We start from the raw sequence: 17153 nt of genomic DNA, 5'->3' as shown, positions 1-17153 counted from the left end.
TGCGATGCCCTCATTCCAGCGTCGCGAGCAGGCCGGCCATCAACCGACCACGCTCAACGAGGCTCTCGACCTCGATATACTCTTCCAGCGTGTGGCCGTTGCCGCCGCGCACGCCCAGGCCGTCGAGCGTGGGAATGCCCATCGCGCCGGTGAAGTTGCCGTCGGAACCACCGCCCGCGCTCGCATGCGGCAGCTCGGCGCCGAGCGATTTGGCGATGCCGCGCGCCTTTTCGTACAGCGCCATGGTGCCGGCATCCGGCTCCCACACCGGCCGCGTCACGCCGCGCGTCACCTTGAAGGTGACATCATTGGTTGTGCCGGAGAGCGCCAGCATCCTCTCGACGCCGCGATCGAGGTCGGCCTGGCGCTTGGCCATGGAGAGCGCTTCTCCGGTCGCGGTCGTGGCAACGCAATTGACCCATTGTCCGCCATGCACGACGCCGACCGAGAAGGTGCAATCCTCGCTCGTCATCGCGTCGATGCTGAGAATCTGCCGCGCCATCTCGCGGATCGCCGAGCGGCCCGCCGAGAGCGTCGCGCCGGCGTGGCTCGGTCGTCCCGTCGCCTCGAGGTTGAATCGCGCGATGGCGTAACGTCCGGTGGTGACGCCGTTGTCGGCGCGGCCGGGCTCGGGCACCAGCACATATTTGTTGCGCGCGGCTTCCGCCTCGATGATGTCCCGTGTCGAGGGCGTGCCGACTTCCTCGTCCGGCGTGAACAGCACGGTGATCGGCAGCGGTGTCGTGAACGAGGCGCGCGCGAGCTGCCGGATCGCTTCCAGCGAGAGGTAGTTGCCGCCCTTCATGTCGTAGATGCCGGGGCCGTAGCATCTGTTGCCCTCGCGCCGCCATGTCAGCTTCTCGATGGTGCCAACCGGATGAACGGTATCCATGTGGCCGGCGATCAGGATGCCCGGCTCGCCCTGCTTCGGGTGGGGAAAGCGCGCGCGGATGACGCCGCCAAAGCCCTGGCGGCCGGCGATGCGCTCGATCGTCGCACCCATGATCGCCATATCCCGCGCTGCGATATCGAGCATGCGGTTGACGGCACCCGTGTCCCAGGTCGGGCTCTCGCATTCCACCCAGGTGCGCAGGCCCTCGAGCATCGCCTCGGAATCGAAGGGAAGGTTGGCTGGATTCATCTTAATGTCTCTCAAGCTTCGAAGATGGAACGCGCATTGCATTGGCGCGGACAGGACGAGTGGAGAGTTGTAGAGCCAAACCGAACCTTGTGGAGCCCGTGCGTGCGATGCCATGGGCTGCACCGAAACCGGATTGACGCGCTCAAGACTGTCTGCAAGTCTCGAAAGATAAAGGTATTGCATGAGGTTAGTTCGCCTAAGGAACGAACCTGATGCTCAATCAATAACCTGCCTTTGAACAGTTTCACGTCAGGAGAGACTTTATGTTGAGCTTGATGCGCCGGGGGCGTCGCGCGTTCGCCTCCACACTTGCGCTGTCGGTCGTCGCGCTGTCCACGGCGATGGCCTCGCCGGTGTTTGCGGCCGGCAAGACCCTCACCGCGGTGATGCATTCGGATCTGCGTATCATCGATCCGATCTTCACCACCGCCTACATCACGCGTGACCATGGTTACATGGTCTACGACACGCTGGTGGCGACCGATTCGAACTTCAAGATCCAGCCGCAGATGGCGGACTGGAAGATCTCCGACGACAAGCTCACCTACACCTTCACCCTGCGCGACGGCCTGAAGTGGCATGACGGTGCACCGGTGACGGCGGAAGACTGCGTGGCCTCGCTGAAGCGCTGGGCCGCGGTCGACGGCATGGGCCAGAAGCTCCTGGACTTCACCGCGAGCATTGAGGCGACCGACGCCAAGACCATCACGCTCAAGCTGAAGGAGCCCTACGGCCTCGTGCTCGACTCCATCGGCAAGCCGTCCTCGCGCGTCGCCTTCATGATGCCGAAGCGCCTCGCCGAGACGCCGGCGGACAAGCAGATTCCGGAGCAGATCGGCTCGGGTCCCTTCAAGTTCGTGGCGTCGGAATTCCAGCCGGGCGTGAAGGCGGTCTACGTCAAGAACACCGATTACGTGCCGCGCAAGGAGCCGTCGAGCTGGACCTCCGGCGGCAAGGTGGTGAAGGTCGACCGCGTCGAATGGATCACCATGCCGGACTCCCAGACCGCGGTGAACGCGCTGCAGTCGGGCGACATCGACTTCATGGAAAATCTGCCCTACGACATGCTGCCGTTGCTGGAGGCGAACAAGGAGATCACGATCGAGGTCTCGAACAAGTTCGGCTTCCAGACGCTCGGCCGGATGAACTTCCTTTATCCGCCGTTCGACAACGTGAAGGTGCGCCGTGCCGCCTTCCTGGCGATGAATCAGAAGGACGTTCTCGACGCGCTCGTCGGCAACGCCAAATACCAGAAGGTCTGCGGCGCGTTCTTCATCTGCGACACGCCGCTCGCGACCGACGCCGGCGCCGAGACCCTGGTGAAGGGCAACGGCATGGCGGAAGCCAAGAAGGCGCTCGCCGAATCCGGCTATGACGGCACTCCGGTCGTGGTCATGGCGCCGGGCGATGTCACGACGCTGAAGGCGCAGCCCATCGTTGCGGCCCAGTTGCTGCGCGAAGCCGGCTTCAAGGTCGACCTGCAGGCGACCGATTGGCAGACGGTGGTGAGCCGCCGCGCCAGCCAGAAGCCGCCGAAGGAAGGCGGCTGGAACATGTTCTTCACCAACTGGGTCGCGGCCGACGTCTCCAACCCGATCGCCAATCTCTCGATCGGCGGCCAGGGCAAGAAGGGCGGCTGGTTCGGCTGGGCGGAAGACGCCAAGATCGAGCAGCTCAAGGACACCTTCGTCCGCGCGTCCTCGGTCGACGAGCAGAAGAAGATCGCCGCCGAGATCCAGAAGGAAGCCTACGAGCAGGTGATCTACATTCCGCTCGGGCAGTACCTGCTGCCGAGCGGCTGGCGCAAATCGCTGAGCGGCGTGCTCGACGGCCCGGCAACGCCGCTGTTCTGGAACGTCGACAAGTCGGAGTAGGGGGAGGGCGCATTCCTGCGCCTCTTATCCCGATCATCACGCGGCGCCGCCGTCATCAGCGGCGCCGCTCGCCAGGAGAAACGTTCCAAGAAACTTCCCAAGAAACTTTCCAGGAGAGCTTCAGTGTTCCAACTCATGCGGCGCCGGACGTTCGTCTCCACACTTGCAATTTCAGCTTTGTCGCTTTCAGTCCTCGGGCTTTCGGCACCAGCCTCGCCGGTTCTTGCCGCAGGCAAGACCATTGCCGCGGTGATGCATTCGGATCTGCGCATCCTCGATCCGATCTTCACCAGCGCCTATATCTCGCGTGATCACGGCTACATGGTCTATGACACGCTGATCGCGACGGATTCGAACTTCAAGATCCAGCCGCAGATGGCGGACTGGAAGATCTCCGACGATAAGCTGACCTACACCTTCACGCTGCGCGACGGCTTGAAGTGGCATGACGGTACGCCGGTCACCGCGGAAGATTGCGTTGCCTCCCTGAAGCGCTGGGCCGCCGTCGATGGCATGGGCCAGCAGATGATGCTGTTCACCGCGAGCATCGAGGCGACCGACGCCAAGACCATCACGCTGAAGCTGAAGGAGCCGTACGCGCTCGTGCTGGAATCGATCGGCAAGCCGTCCTCGCGGGTCGCTTTCATGATGCCGAAGCGTCTCGCCGAGACGCCGGTGGACAAGCAGATCCCCGAGCAGATCGGCTCCGGCCCCTTCAAGTTCGTGCAGGCTGAATTCCAGCCCGGCGTGAAGGCGGTCTACGTCAAGAACACCGACTATTTGCCGCGCAAGGAGCCTGCGAGCTGGACCGCCGGCGGCAAGGTGGTGAAGATCGACCGCGTCGAATGGATTACGATGCCGGACGCGCAGACGGCGTTGAACGCGCTTCAGTCGGGCGACATCGATTTCATGGAAAATCCCGCCATTGAAATGTTGCCCGCCATTGAAGCCGACAAGGACCTCAAGGTCGAGATTCTGAACAAGTTCGGATTCCAGACCGGCGCGCGGATGAACTTCCTTCATCCACCGTTCGATAACGTCAAGGTCCGCCGTGCAGCATTCCTTGCGATCAAGCAGAAGGACGTGCTCGATGCGCTGATCGGCAATCCCAAGTACTACAAGACGTGCGCCGCGGCCTTCATTTGCGACACGCCGTTCGCGACAGAGGTTGGCGGTGAGACTCTTGCGAAGGGCGGCGACATGGCCGCGGCCAAAAAGGCGCTCGCCGAGTCCGGTTACGACGGGACGCCTGTGGTGCTGATGGCCCCGGGCGACGTGCTGACGCTGAAGGCTCAGCCGATCGTGGTCGCCCAGCAATTGCGCGAGGCCGGCTTCAAGGTCGACCTGCAGGCCACCGACTGGCAGACGGTGGTGAGCCGTCGCGCCAGCCAGAAGCCCCCGAAGGAGGGCGGCTGGAACATGTTCATCACGAACTGGGTCAGCGCCGACGTCGACAACCCGATCTCCAACGTCGCTGTCGGCGGGCAGGGCAAGAAGGGCGGCTGGTTCGGCTGGGCGGAGAACGCCAGGATCGAGCAGCTCAAGGACACCTTCGTTCGGGCTGCCTCGCTCGACGAGCGGAAGAAGGTCGCGGCCGAGATCCAGAAGGAAGCCTACGATCAGGTGCTCTATATGCCGCTCGGCCAGTATCAGGCGCCCACCGCCTGGCGCAAATCGCTGACCGGTGTCATCGACGGCCCGGCGACCCCGGTGTTCTGGAACATCGACAAGACCGAGTAAGGAGAGGGCGCATTTCGCGCCTTTGATCCCAATCATCATGCGGTGCCGCTGCTATCCGCGGCGCCGTTTTCGTTTGTCAGCTTCGCGTCTGTCTTTAACCCTTCCAGTTTCCGGTCATTGCTATTTGTTTCGATTGTGAAATAGATGTGCCGTCCGGCCGCATCATTTTCTTAGCCGATTTGAGTCCCTTGCCGATCGATTTTGCATTCCAGGCGATGGCCGAACGGTCCGATCGCGCCCCGGCGCAATGGCGCCGGCCTTTCCTGCGCTGGCTCGATGGGGTCGAGGCAGGCTGGGCCGTGCCGCTTCTCCTGGTCAGCTTCGTTGCGATCTGGACGCTCTATCTGGTCGTCGCCTATGCGGGCGGTGGCCTGCATCCCGACACGCTCGAGGCCTGGACGCTGGGGCAGCATTTCGCATGGGGCTATCACAAGCACCCGCCGCTGATGGGCTGGGTCGTGGCGGCCTGGACCTTCGTCTTTCCGCCGAGTGACTGGTCGTTGCAATTGATGGCGATGGCGAATGCGGGACTTGCGCTGTTCTTCGTCGATCTGATCGCGCGGCAGTTCGTGACCGGACACAAGCGCATCCTGGTGCTGCTGCTGTTGATGCTGACGCCGGCCTATCAGTTCCATGCTCAGCGCTTTAACGCCAACTCGGTGCTGCTGGCGACGTGGCCTCTGGCGACCTGGTGTTTCCTGCGTGCGTTCGAAACCCGCGCCGCGCTATGGGCGGTCGCCGCGGCGTGCTCGGCGGCGCTGGCGATGGTCGGCAAATACTATTCCGTTTTTCTCGTCGCGAGCTTTGCGTTTGCCGCGATCGTCCATCCGGCGCGACGGGCCTACTTCACCTCGGCCTCGCCCTGGATATCGGTCGTTACCGGGCTCGTGGTGCTCTCGCCGCACATCTACTGGGTCGCGACGACGGGTGCCTCGACCTTCACCTACGCGCTGAACCACGCCAGCGGCGATGCCGTCACCTCGCTCGGCGAGGTGAAGAATTTTCTGTTGGGGCTGGCGGCGGCGGGAAGCCTGTCGGCCGCGCTCTGGGTGCTCATCGCCGGCACGCGGCTGAAGCAATTTCCTGCCGACTTCGCCGCGATGAGCCCGGCTCTGCGGCTTCTCTTCTATATCGCGATCGGCACGATTGCGCTGCCGGCGCTGACATCGCTGGCGATGGGCACGGATCTGCCTTCGCTGTGGGCGCTGCAGGGCCTGTTCCTGTTTGTCGTGCTCGTGGTCTGCGGTGCGCGCTACCCGATCGAACGGTTTTATACCGTCAACGTCACGGTGATCACCGCCGGCGTCGCGCTTGCCGCCGTATTGATCGCTGCGCCGATCCACGCCGTCTATCGTAACAATCACGGTTATGAAGAGGGGCGGAATTTCTACGCGGAGACGGCGAAGGAGCTGACACGCCAGTGGCGCGAGCTGACCGGCGAGCCGCTCAGTGCCGTGAGCGGTGATGATTCGCTCGCCTTCGCGACGGCGTTCTACAGCCCCGATCATCCGCATTACGCGCGGCCGTTCGAGTACCAATACACCTGGGGCTTGCCGCGCAGGACGACGCTCGACCGCGGCTGGGCCGCGCTCTGCTTCCGCGGCCAAGACTATTGCAATCGATGGATGGAATGGGTGTCCGGCCGCGCCGAACACTTCGTCAAGCGCGAATTCACCGTGCAGGCGACGCTGTGGGGCAGGGCCGGCGTCACGCGAGATCTGGTGGTGCTGATGGTGCCGCCGAGCGGAGGGCGCACGGCGCCCGAGAGCGCTGCCGATGAATTCAGTTCGAGCAGCCGGGCTGCGAAGTAGGGGGCGCGTTCAGCAATGGCTGTCGCGCACGCTTTCAAGGCCTTCGCTGGCGAAGGGCGCGGTGAACGCGGCCTGTTCGCTGCTCGGCGTCGTGCGCTCCGTTTCCGTCCGATCCGGGGCAGTATGATCTTCGCGGCGTTTCGGTTCCATTGAGGCGGCCTTTCGAATTGCTGCAGGACAACATCGACGCGGCCGGGAAGTTCCTCAGCCGATGGGACGATGATGTGGCTTGAACAGCCGCCCCTTTTCCACCATCAGCACGATCGCAAGCGCGGCGAGCGTCGATGCGAAGAATCCGACCGAGAACGGCAGCAGCGTGCCGTCAAAACTCTGGCCGATCGCCATGCCGACCACGATGCCGATCAGCGTCGTGATCGAGCCGTAGAGCGAGGAGGCGGTGCCGGCGATATGGCCCTGCGGCTCCATGGCGAGCGCTGTGAAGTTCGCGACCATCATCCCGAACGAGAACATCATCAGGGCGGAGAGCACCATGAACAGGGAGAGCGGCAGCATGCCGAGGCTCTCCGTCAGCAGCATCACGCCCGCCACCGCCGTGTAGAGCGTCAGCGCGCCGTGCGAGATCACGCGCATGCCGAGGGTCCCGACAAACCTGGCGTTGAGGAAGCCGGCGACGGCGGTGCCGGCCGCGATCGCGGCAAAGGCGAGCGGAAAATAACGCCCGAGGTGATAGATGCCGACAAACACCTGCTGGGCCGCGAAGACGTAGGCGAACAGCGCACCCATGACGCAGCCGGCGGCGAGCGCGTAGCCGATGGTCTGGCGGTTGGTTACGGTCTGCCAATACGCGGCGAGCACGTCGGCCGGCGCGAGCGACCTGCGTTCGCTTTCAGGCAGGGTCTCCGGCAGCCGCAGCACACTCCATGCGAGCGCGAGCAGACCGTAGAGCATCAGCACGACGAAGATGCCGCGCCATTGCGTCACCAGCAGCACCGCCTGTCCGAACGAGGGTGCGACCACGGGGACGGCGATGAAGATCATCATCGCAAGCGACATCACGCTCGCCATGCGGCGGCCGACGTAACAGTCGCGCACGATCGACGTGGCGATGACGCGCGTCGCCGAAGTGCCGAAGCCCTGGAGCGCGCGCGCCAGCAGCAGCGTCTCGAACGACGGCGCCGCAATCGCCAGCACGCTCGCCACCGCATAGACCGCCATGCCGCCCAGCAGCACCGGGCGACGGCCGAAGCGGTCCGACAACGGCCCCATGACGAACTGGCCGGCACCGAAGCCGATCAGAAAGGTCGACAGCACCAGCTGAAGATGGTTGGCGTTGGGAATGCCGAAGGCTGTCCCGATGTTGGGCAGCGCCGGCAGCATCATGTCCATCGCAAGCGGGTTGAGCGCCATGATGGAGGCAATCACGATGACGAATTCCGGAAAACCCATGGGGCGGTGTCCCGAGGACACCCAATCGTCGGCATTGACGTCGGACAAGCAGCTCACCTCTGAAAATCTGAGGCTTTTTGATCGTTTATGCTGCGTCGCACAACCCATGTTTCGGGATGGCTGGCAGACGGGAGGGGGCCGGACAAGAATTGGTGAACCGGGCGCGACAGGCAACCCGCTGAAACATGAGCGTGCGCCGCCGGATCGGGGCAGGCCGAGCGCCAGTCGACCCGCGGTGCGCCATTTAAGCAGAGCGCTGGCAACCAGGGATTCACCATAACGGCGAGCGCCGCGCATCGGGGAGATGAATCCGCAACCCAACCTGTCCATGGTGGTCGGACCGGGCGCCGCGTGGACGCCGGGAGAAACCAGCCAACAGGGTATCCGATTGTGTCCGACGTCACCGGTGCAGCACGATGGTTGGAACCCTCGGCCGACACGGCGTCGCGGCGGAACATCTGGCTCGCCTGCCTGATCGCACTGACCGCGCTATTGGTGTTCGGCAATCTCGCCAACGACGCGAGGCTCGACACGAAATATGGCTGGGACACCCGCGTCAATTGCGCGGCGGTCGAAGCGCATGCCGGCGGGCTCGATCCCTACGTCGTCAAGAACCTGAAGGGCACCAAGCTCTCTTATCCCTATCTGCCGGTGACGCTGGACGTGTTCCGTCCGTTCTGCGCCGGCGGCATTCTGGTCGATCATTTCAAGAGCATCTTCCCTGTCCTCGCCGTGCTTTGCGGGTTGCTGCTGCCGGGTCTCGGCCGAACCCGCCCGAGCGCGCGCGATGTTGCGCTCAGGGTGCTCTGCGCGCTCGGCGCGTTCGTCGGTTTCGAATGGGTGCAAGCGACCGGCAACTTTGCCATCCTGAGCGGCATGCTGACCGCCATCGCCCTGAGGCTTCTGCTTCTTCCACTCGCATCTGAAGCGTCAGAGGACCCGAGCTTCGCCTTGCGCCTCGCGGGCGCTGCGCTGCTCGGCCTCGTGATGTCGTTCAAGCTGGTGTTCTTCCCAGTGCTGGCCGCGCTCTATTTCCTGCCGCTGCCGCGCGGCCGCAAGCTGACGCTGATCGCGGCGGCGACGTTCGGCTTCGCATTGCCGATCCTGATATCGCGGCTGGGCTACCCGGATCTGTTCGCAAGCTGGCAGCTCGCGATGGCCGGCAAGATCCCCGACCAGCATCTCGTCGATCTCTTCGAGCTAAACCCGTCGCTGCTGCTGGCGGCACGGGACCTCATGGACCATCTCGGCCTCGGTGACAGCAAGCCGGCCGCGTTCGCCATCTATGCGCTCGCCGCGTCGGCGCTCGTGCTGGTGCCGTTCGCCGTGTCCATCCTCCGTGCGGTCGCGAGCCGGCCGGCGCGGGAAGGGGAATGGCTTCCTTCGCGACTGGATCGCTGGCTGATGGACCATCCCCGCGCCGCCATGCGCATCACGGTGCTCGCGATGTTCGCGCTCTATCTCTGCTCGCCGCGCCTCAAGGAATATGCCTTCTTCGAGCTCGCGCTCTATGCAGCGGTTCTCATCGTCGATCTTCCGGCTGTGGCACTCGCGGCCTTCCTCGCCGCCGGTCTCGCCTTTCCGACCCTGATCTCGCTTCTGGGGACGGTCTTCGAAGGCAGCTTCATCCTCCTCATCATCGCACTGATCGGCTTCTGGATTCTGCTGCTCGACTTTCGCGCGGCGCCGGAGCGGCTGGAGCGGGAAGCCGCCCAATCCTGACGAAGGTCGTCCGGCTCCGGCCCATCAGCTCCGTTGGTGCGGGCAGCCGGGGTCGAACCGGCACAGCGCTTGCGCGCCGAGGGATTTTAAGTCCCTTGCGTCTACCAATTCCGCCATGCCCGCTTGATCCAACGAGATCAAACACTTAAGTCCACGTTCGGCCGTCTGGAATTGGCGCTTCGCTGGCCGGGTGGGTGGTTCTTCCTTAAGCGAGGCGGCCGCACAAGGCAAAGCCTCAATCCGGACATCTGTTGCTGCTTTAGGCATTCTCAATCCACGGGGACTATTCATCCGGCATGGCTGCTTCGCTTTCCTCACCGCTGCGCTATTGCGGCGCGCTCGTTGTGCTGCTCGCGGGCGCCGCGCTGTCCGGCTGCGCCGGCATGAGCGAGACGGTCGCACCGGCCTTTGCCGATCCCGGCAAGTACGAATTGTACGACTGCAAGCAGCTCGAGGCCGAGCGCAAGTCGCTCGCCAGCCGCACCGCCGACTTGCAGAAGCTGATGGACAAGGCCGAGACCGGGACCGGCGGGGCTGTGGTGTCCGAGCTCGCCTACCGCAACGACTACGTCGCGGTGCGCGGCTCGGCACAGCTTGCCGACGACGCCTGGCGTCGCAACAAGTGCCGGGAAACGCCACCCGATGCACCGCCGGCGGCCGCTGCTCCGCAGCGCCCGGTCATCAAGCCCGCCCCGAAAATCCGTTAGAGCATGATCCGGAAAAGTGCGAAGCGGTTTTCCGAAAAGATCATGCTCAAACAACAACCTAAAGCGCGATGACGATTCATCGTAATCTCATCGCGCTTTAGCGCCGTGCGCCGAGCCGATGCCCGCCGTCAAGGCCGCCAGCCGTAGATCCAGTCCTGCCGCGCCAGCATGCGTTCCGGGCCGAGCGCGCGGATCGCAAGGTCGCGCGCGATCGCGAGCGGCCCGCTGAGATGATAGATGCGGCCCTGCTGCCGCGCGGTCCGCTGCACCCGCCGCACCCGCGCCTGGCGCGCGCGGCCATATTGCGTCAGCGCCGCGGCGATGCCGGCTGCGCTCCCGGCGGTCTCGAGGCTCAGATGTTGCGCGAGCACGGCGGCATCCTCGATCGCCATGCCGGCGCCCTGGGCGGCAAACGGCAGCATCGCGTGCACGGCGTCGCCGAGCAGCGCGATCGGTCCCTGGCTCCAGGGGCAGCCGTCGGGTACGCCGAACAGCGCCCATTTGCGCCAATTGTCGACGGCGGTGAGCATCATCCTTGCCGGCGGTGGCCAGCGCGGCGCGGCGAAGGCATCCATCACCTCGAAGGGATCGCCCTGCGTGCTCCAGCCGGGCCTGTTCCAGGTGCCGGGCAGCACCGCAACCACGTTGATCTGGCGTCCGCCCGAGATCGGATAGGCGACGAGATGGGCGTTCGGACCCATCCAGAGCTGCACCCGCCGCGCGGTAAAATCCTTCGGCAGTTGCGTGGCATCGAGCGTGCCGCGCCAGGCGATCAGGCCTGAGAAGCGCGGCTGCACCTCGGGAAACAGATGCTGGCGGACCGTCGACCAGACGCCGTCGGCGCCGATCAGCGCGCTGGCGAGATCGCTACGCCGGATGGTGCCGCTGCGATGGACCACCGTCAGTCCCTTGGCGTGGGGGGCGACATCCTCGAAGGTCGCGCCCAGCTTCAGATCGATGTCGGGATGGTCGGCGACCGCGCCGGCCAGCGCGGATTGCAGGTCGGCACGGTGCACCACCCAATAGGGGGCGCCGGCCCGCGCAGAAGCGGCTTCGCCGAGCGGCATGCGCAGCACTTCGCCGCCGGCCCGCGCGCTCATGACGCAGAGCGCCTCAGGCGTGACGGCGCGCAGCTTGAGGCGCTCGGTGAGGCCGAGCTCCACCAGCACGCGGCTGGCATTGGGGGAGAGTTGCAGGCCGGCGCCGACTTCCTCGAGTCGCTCGGCCTTTTCCAGCACCACGATGCGAAGGCCGCGGGCCGCAAGTGCAAGCGCGGCCGTCAGTCCACCGACGCCGGCACCGGCGATGACAATCGTTCGGGAGAGCGTCACCCCTGACCGATGGACGCGGTCAGGCCACCTTGTCCTTCAGCACGCATTCCGGCGGGCGGGCTTCGCCGGCCTTCAGGTCTGCGGCGAAACGGTACAGCGTCGAGCAGTAGGGGCAGATGATCTCGTTGTCGTTGCCGAGGTCCAGGAACACGTGCGGATGATCGAACGGAGGGTTGGCGCCGACGCACATGAACTCTTGCGAGCCGATCTCGATGACGGGAACACCGGCATCGTTATGGAAGTGCGGGACGACATGGTCGGACATCGTAGTTCATCCTGGAGTGGCAATGGCGGCAGACACAATCGAAAACTGACGCGGCATCTTTGAGGCGCCGCGGACCATACTGGCGGGTGCAGATGATTGCTAGTCCAGCGGAACCGAAAGCTCCGCAATTGCCCCATGCTCATTTGCTCATGCAAATTCGACACAATCTTGCGGCCTGAGAGAAGCCCTTCTTTCGTCGGGGACGTTGTGTCGCAATTTGGGCATACTATGTCTGGTGAGGCGCGCAATTGCGACCAAAGACGGGATCAATAGGCGCGAACCGGTCTCATGACCCTCCAGGTTTTCCACATGAAGTGGCTGCGAATCAGCACAGCGTTGACCGGACTTGCGGCATGCAGCTTCCTGCTCGCGCAGGTAGCACCGCATGCCCGCGAGGCCGGTGCGATCCTCGCCGCCCAGGACGACCCGGCCGTGCTCTCCGAGCTCAAGCTCGACGCGCTGCTGCGGCAGAACGACCGCCTGGTTCAGGACAATATCGAGGCCGCACTCGCCGCGGGCGACGCCGATCTCGCCGACAGCTTTGTCTCGCTCGCGCGTGACCGCAACATCGCGCTGCCCGACGACCTGCTGAGCCGCGTGAACGACGCGGTTAGGGACGAAAACTCCACCTCGCATTTCGCCAAGCGATTTGCCACCGGCCTCGTCACCGGCAACGCCGACGATGTTGCGAGCCTGTCCGGAACCGTCGCCGGCGACCTCTTCGTGATCGGCGACATCAGGGACGTCGTGCGCGAGGGCAAGCACCTGGCCATGGGCGAGGACACCGACCATCTCGTGCTCGGTCTTGCCACCGCGGGCCTTGCGGTGACGGCCGTGACCTACGTCTCCGTCGGCGGTGCTGCGCCTGTTCGCGCCGGGCTGACGCTGGTGAAGGACGCGCGCAAGGTCGGGCGGCTCGGCGAGGGACTTGCCGTGTGGGCCGGCCGGTCCGCGCGTGAGGTCGTCGATGGGCCGATGCTCCAGAACGCGGTCGCCAAGGGTTCGGTGTTCCGCCCCGGCGAGACCGTCAGCGCAATCAAGGCCGCGTTCCGCGTCGAGAAGGCGGGGGCGCTGGTTCGGCTCGGCAAGGACGTCACGCGCGTGGCCGAAAAGACCGGCACGCGCGGCGCCATGGATACGCTGCGCATCGCCGAGGGCCCGAAGGACGTCGCGCGTGCGGCGCGGCTTGCGGAAGCGCAAGGGAGCAAGACCCGCGCGATCATGAAGCTGCTCGGCCGCGGTGCGTTGCTGCTGATCGGCGGCGCGTTCGATCTGACGCTCTGGCTGCTCGGTGCGGCGCTGACACTGTTCGGCCTTCTCTCCTCCATCAAGGCGACAACCGAGCGGATGACACAGGCCTGGTGCGATCGCAGACGGGCGCGGCGCCTTCGCCGGGCCCGGATCGCAGCCGAAGCTGCTCTGGCGAATTCGGCCGCCACGGCCTAAGATCAACCTTCCCCCCAACATCGCGGAATTGCTGATGCCGAGCTTTCACAACGGCGCCGTTGAAATTGCCTATCTCGACGAAGGCGAGGGCGATCCGATCATCCTGGTGCACGGCTTTGCCTCCAGCAAGAACGTGAACTGGGTCTATCCGACCTGGGTCTCGGAACTGCGCAAGAACGGCCGCCGCGTCATCGCGCTCGACAATCGCGGCCATGGCGAAAGCGCCAAGCTCTACGAACCCGCGCAATATTCGATCCCGACCATGGCCGGCGACGTGCTGGCGCTGATGGATCATCTCGCGATCCCGCAAGCCGACATCATGGGCTATTCGATGGGCGGACGGATGGCGGCCTGGCTCTCCCTCAACGAGCCGCAGCGCCTGCGCTCGGCAATCCTCGGCGGCATCGGCATTGGCGGCCTGATCGAGGGCACCGGGCCCGGCGAGAACGTGGCGAAAGCGCTGGAGGCGCCCTCGCTGGATGACGTCACCGATCCCGTCGGGCGTACCTTCCGCGCGTTCGCCGACCAGACCCGCTCCGACCATCGCGCGCTCGCCGCCTGCCTGCGCGGCACGCGCGATCTCATGACGAAGGGGGAAGCCGCGCGGATCGAGGTGCCCGTGCTGATCGCGGTCGGCAGCACCGACGACGTTGCGGGATCCGCCAGCGCGCTCGGCGCGATCATTCCGGGCTCGGAAGTGCTCGATATTCCGGGGCGCGATCACATGCGCGCGGTCGGCGACAAGGTCTACAAGACCGGCGTGCTCGACTTTCTGTCACGCCGCGGCTGAGGTCTCGTCCACAGGCGTGTCGTCGCCAAAGCGGCGCGCCAGCGCCATCAGCACCACGAAGGTCGCAACCCAGACCATCCGCGCGCCGTAGCGGTCGTGTGGGCCGGAGATGACGGCGCAGATGAAGGCGTTGCCGAGCAGCGCCAGCGTCACGGTCGCCGCCAGCAGCGTCAGATCGTCCAGCCGGCGCCTCGCGAGCGCATGGCCGAGCAGCACGACCAGCGCCAGCATCGAGGTCAGCGCGACCGGCACGTGCAGCCAGTTGATGGTGCCGAAATCGAGACCCCAGTTCTGCTGGCGCGCGGCGCGCATCGGCGCGGCCTGCGCCGGGATGTAGCGCTCGATGATGCCGCGGGTATGTGGGATCCAGCCATTGGTGCCTTCGCCGGTCGCCACATGCAGGAATTGCTGGCCCATCGCCCGCAAGGCGGCGCCGGCCTGCCAGGCCGGATAGTCGGCGAGCGATTGCACGACGATGTATCCCATCTCGTCGTTCATGCCTTCGAACCTGCCGAGCGTGTTGAACATGCTCTTGCCCCACAGGAACTCGTCGGCGGTCGCCGGCAATTCGTTGCGATAGGGACAGAGCTTGAACTTTTCGCGCGGGCAATGGTCGTTGAGAAAGCGCGCGACGATGCCGTCCTGCATCATGCGGCCGAAGGCGACGCCATAGCCGCCGGGCGTCCACGCCCATTTGCCTGACAGCGCATGGTTGGCCGACACCAGCATCACCCCGCCGACGACGATGGTCAGGCTCGCCTGCGCCAATCCTGCCACCGGGAGGCGACGTCCGACGAACGGCCGCGCCATCCAGCCGGCGACGCAGAGCCCGAGCAGCACGCCGAGCGTGGCACTGTGGGTGGCGGCGGCAAAGGCGGTGAAGACGAACAGCGAGATCTTTTCGAGCACCGAGATCCGCTGCCCGCCGACGACCAGCAGGAATAGCGACAGGATCGAGAGCCCGGCAAAGATGTCGGTGAGCAGCATGCTCGCCAGCCAGGGCAGAGCGGTCGACAGGATCAGGAGCAGGCTGATCGCGACGAAGCGGAAGGTCTGCATCAAGCCTAGCACGCGCAAGGTGAGCTGCAGCAGCCATAGCGTCGCCAGCGATTGAACCGCGAGGTTGATCCAGAAGCCGAAGCCTTCTCCGTAGTGCAGATAGAGGCCGAATACGGTGGAGCGGCTGGGGACGAGATAGCCTTCATACCAGCGCGCCAGATAGCCGCCGGTGTCCCACTGCAACAGCGGGTAGCCGTTCCAGAACGCCGGCGCGATCATGAGGAGGGGGAGGGCCGCCGCCGCCAGCCGGAGCCAGAAGGTATCAGCGGCGCGCGCGCGCAAATGGTCGGTGGTGGTGGTCAAATCCGCTCCGTCGTCGCCGGGACCATGCCCGCAATAAGGGTCGGGAGAGAATTCACCAATAGTTTGACGCGGCACGGCTTGAATTTGCCAAAACCCTGACCATTTTTAGCCAACCTTGCCGGTTGGGGGCGTCAGAAGAAGCTGTTGTGTTTCAACGCGTTGGCCTGCTTTCGCGGCGCAAGGTGCTGTTCACTCTCAGGCAAGCCCGTCGGGACTTTGTCGCCTAGACTGTGCTATAGAGCCAACAAAACCGGCCAATTCGAACGAGCAGATCCCAGAGAGAAAATCCATGGCAGTGCATCAGGTCAATCCGGGAGGAAAGCTCGCAACGCTCGATCCGATCTGGGATCGGATCCGCGGCGAAGCGGAGGACATCGTCCATCGCGAACCCGAGCTTGCGACCTTCATCTATTCGACGGTGCTGCATCACAGCCGTCTGGAAGATTCGGTGATCCATCGCGTCGCCGACCGCCTCGATCATTCCGCGCTGTCGGGCGATCTGGTCCGCCAGACCTTTGACGAGGCGCTGCGCGACGATCCGGATCTCGGCAACGCCTTCCGCGCCGATCTCGTCGCCGTCTACGACCGCGATCCCGCGACGTCGCGCTTCATCGACCCCTTGCTCTACTTCAAGGGCTTTCACGCGCTCCAGACCCATCGCCTCGCGCACTGGCTCTGGCTGAAGGGGCGCAAGGACTTTGCGTATTACCTCCAGAGCCGCGCCTCGGCGGTGTTCCAGACCGACATCAATCCCGCCGCGCGGATCGGCCGTGGCATCTTCCTCGACCACGCCACCGGCTTCGTCTGCGGCGAGACCGCTGTGATCGAGGACGACGTCTCGATCCTGCACGGCGTCACGCTCGGCGGCACCGGCAAGGAGAACGAGGATCGTCATCCGAAGATCCGTCACGGCGTGCTGATCGGCGCCGGCGCAAAGATCCTCGGCAACATCGAGATCGGCCATTGCGCGCGCATCGCCGCGGGCTCGGTCGTGGTCAAGCCCGTGCCGCACAACGTCACGGTTGCAGGCGTGCCCGCCAAGATCGTCGGCGAAGCCGGCTGCGCCGAGCCGTCGCGCACCATGGATCAGATGATCAACGCGATGGGGCTTTGAGCTTGCACGTAAGGGCCGGATTCTCCGGCCCTTTTCGTCCCCAAATTCTTTGGCAATTCATGCTGGCGGTTCGTCGCGTCTCGTCCTAAAACCCCGCCAACCCAGATTTCGATTGGAGACTTGCCGTGGACGTCAAGGAAGTAAGGAAGCTCGACGCCTATCTGAAGCGCGTGTTCGGCAATCCCAAGATTCGCGTCGTGCCGCGGCCGAAGAAGGACGATTCCGCCGAGGTCTATATCGGCGAGGAGTTCATCGGCGTGCTGTTCGTCGACGACGAGGACGATGATCGCTCGTTCCAGTTCCAGATGGCGATCCTCGAGGACGATCTCGTCGATCAGGAATAGGCGGTCTGCTTCGCAGGCCCGCAACTTCATCTCTTCCGAGAACGAGCAGCCGAGCCGCGGCGTCGGCAACGATGATGCCGTCTGCACGATGAGGTCGCT

At 64.7% G+C, this 17153-nt stretch carries 15 protein-coding genes and 1 tRNA gene; 9 read left to right on the top strand and 7 right to left on the bottom strand.

Features of this window, described 5'->3' with window-relative positions; all coding sequences use genetic code 11:
* Positions 1-10: 10 nt before the first annotated feature.
* Positions 11-1141: a M20/M25/M40 family metallo-hydrolase gene (locus I3J27_RS24110; RefSeq protein WP_270160878.1), complete on the bottom strand. Its 1131-nt coding sequence runs from the start codon at positions 1139-1141 to the stop codon at positions 11-13.
* A 263-nt stretch (positions 1142-1404) separates the two neighbouring features.
* Between I3J27_RS24110 and I3J27_RS24105 the strand changes: the two genes are divergently transcribed.
* From I3J27_RS24105 to I3J27_RS24095, 3 genes are all read left to right on the top strand, one after another.
* Positions 1405-3015, top strand: coding sequence for an ABC transporter substrate-binding protein (locus I3J27_RS24105; protein WP_270160877.1), 1611 nt, complete (start codon positions 1405-1407; stop codon positions 3013-3015).
* Between the two features lie 123 nt (positions 3016-3138).
* A complete protein-coding gene (locus I3J27_RS24100; protein WP_270160876.1) occupies positions 3139-4755 on the top strand; it encodes an ABC transporter substrate-binding protein in 1617 nt (538 codons plus the stop codon).
* 215 nt (positions 4756-4970) lie between these two features.
* Complete coding sequence (locus I3J27_RS24095) at positions 4971-6566, top strand: glycosyltransferase family 39 protein (RefSeq protein WP_270172874.1); 1596 nt, start codon at positions 4971-4973, stop codon at positions 6564-6566.
* Between the two features lie 9 nt (positions 6567-6575).
* Here I3J27_RS24095 and I3J27_RS24090 read toward each other — a convergent pair whose 3' ends face one another.
* Positions 6576-6716 (bottom strand): hypothetical protein, encoded by a 141-nt coding sequence (locus tag I3J27_RS24090; RefSeq protein ID WP_270160875.1) that lies wholly within the window; start codon positions 6714-6716, stop codon positions 6576-6578.
* Positions 6717-6770: 54 nt separating this feature from the next.
* On the bottom strand, positions 6771-8021 hold the full coding sequence (locus tag I3J27_RS24085) for a multidrug effflux MFS transporter (protein WP_270160874.1): 1251 nt from the start codon (positions 8019-8021) through the stop codon (positions 6771-6773).
* Positions 8022-8363: 342 nt separating this feature from the next.
* Between I3J27_RS24085 and I3J27_RS24080 the strand changes: the two genes are divergently transcribed.
* The gene (locus tag I3J27_RS24080) at positions 8364-9695 is read left to right on the top strand and encodes a hypothetical protein (RefSeq protein WP_270160873.1); all 1332 of its coding nucleotides are present in this window, start codon (positions 8364-8366) and stop codon (positions 9693-9695) included.
* A gap of 34 nt (positions 9696-9729) precedes the next feature.
* Here the strand turns inward: I3J27_RS24080 and I3J27_RS24075 are convergent.
* Positions 9730-9818: transfer RNA gene (locus tag I3J27_RS24075), tRNA-Leu, on the bottom strand.
* Between the two features lie 173 nt (positions 9819-9991).
* On the opposite strand from I3J27_RS24075, the gene I3J27_RS24070 reads away from it, so the two are divergent.
* Entirely contained in the window at positions 9992-10402 is a 411-nt protein-coding gene (locus tag I3J27_RS24070; protein ID WP_270160872.1) for a twin-arginine translocation pathway signal, read from the top strand.
* A 128-nt stretch (positions 10403-10530) separates the two neighbouring features.
* Here the strand turns inward: I3J27_RS24070 and I3J27_RS24065 are convergent, their stop codons facing one another.
* Positions 10531-11733 (bottom strand): FAD-dependent monooxygenase, encoded by a 1203-nt coding sequence (locus I3J27_RS24065; RefSeq protein WP_270160871.1) that lies wholly within the window; start codon positions 11731-11733, stop codon positions 10531-10533.
* Between the two features lie 19 nt (positions 11734-11752).
* Positions 11753-11998 carry a zinc-finger domain-containing protein gene (locus I3J27_RS24060; RefSeq protein ID WP_007602543.1) on the bottom strand — a complete coding sequence of 82 codons (246 nt, stop codon included), beginning with the start codon at positions 11996-11998 and terminating at the stop codon, positions 11753-11755.
* 309 nt (positions 11999-12307) lie between these two features.
* On the opposite strand from I3J27_RS24060, the gene I3J27_RS24055 reads away from it, so the two are divergent.
* Positions 12308-13444: a hypothetical protein gene (locus I3J27_RS24055; protein ID WP_270172873.1), complete on the top strand. Its 1137-nt coding sequence runs from the start codon at positions 12308-12310 to the stop codon at positions 13442-13444.
* Between the two features lie 34 nt (positions 13445-13478).
* Positions 13479-14234: an alpha/beta fold hydrolase gene (locus tag I3J27_RS24050; RefSeq protein ID WP_270160870.1), complete on the top strand. Its 756-nt coding sequence runs from the start codon at positions 13479-13481 to the stop codon at positions 14232-14234.
* Here the strand turns inward: I3J27_RS24050 and I3J27_RS24045 are convergent.
* On the bottom strand, positions 14220-15596 hold the full coding sequence (locus I3J27_RS24045) for a hypothetical protein (RefSeq protein ID WP_270160869.1): 1377 nt from the start codon (positions 15594-15596) through the stop codon (positions 14220-14222). The two genes, I3J27_RS24050 and I3J27_RS24045, sit on opposite strands and share 15 nt — an antisense overlap.
* Positions 15597-15885: 289 nt before the next feature.
* On the opposite strand from I3J27_RS24045, the gene cysE reads away from it, so the two are divergent.
* Together cysE and I3J27_RS24035 are read left to right on the top strand one after the other, a co-directional pair.
* On the top strand, positions 15886-16710 hold the full coding sequence (gene cysE, locus I3J27_RS24040) for a serine O-acetyltransferase (protein ID WP_270160868.1): 825 nt from the start codon (positions 15886-15888) through the stop codon (positions 16708-16710).
* 125 nt (positions 16711-16835) lie between these two features.
* Positions 16836-17054 (top strand): DUF3126 family protein, encoded by a 219-nt coding sequence (locus I3J27_RS24035; protein WP_007602550.1) that lies wholly within the window; start codon positions 16836-16838, stop codon positions 17052-17054.
* Positions 17055-17153 lie beyond the last annotated feature (99 nt).

This window comes from Bradyrhizobium xenonodulans (assembly GCF_027594865.1).
Lineage (GTDB): Bacteria > Pseudomonadota > Alphaproteobacteria > Rhizobiales > Xanthobacteraceae > Bradyrhizobium > Bradyrhizobium xenonodulans.
This window is presented reverse-complemented; position numbering and strand designations above follow the sequence as displayed.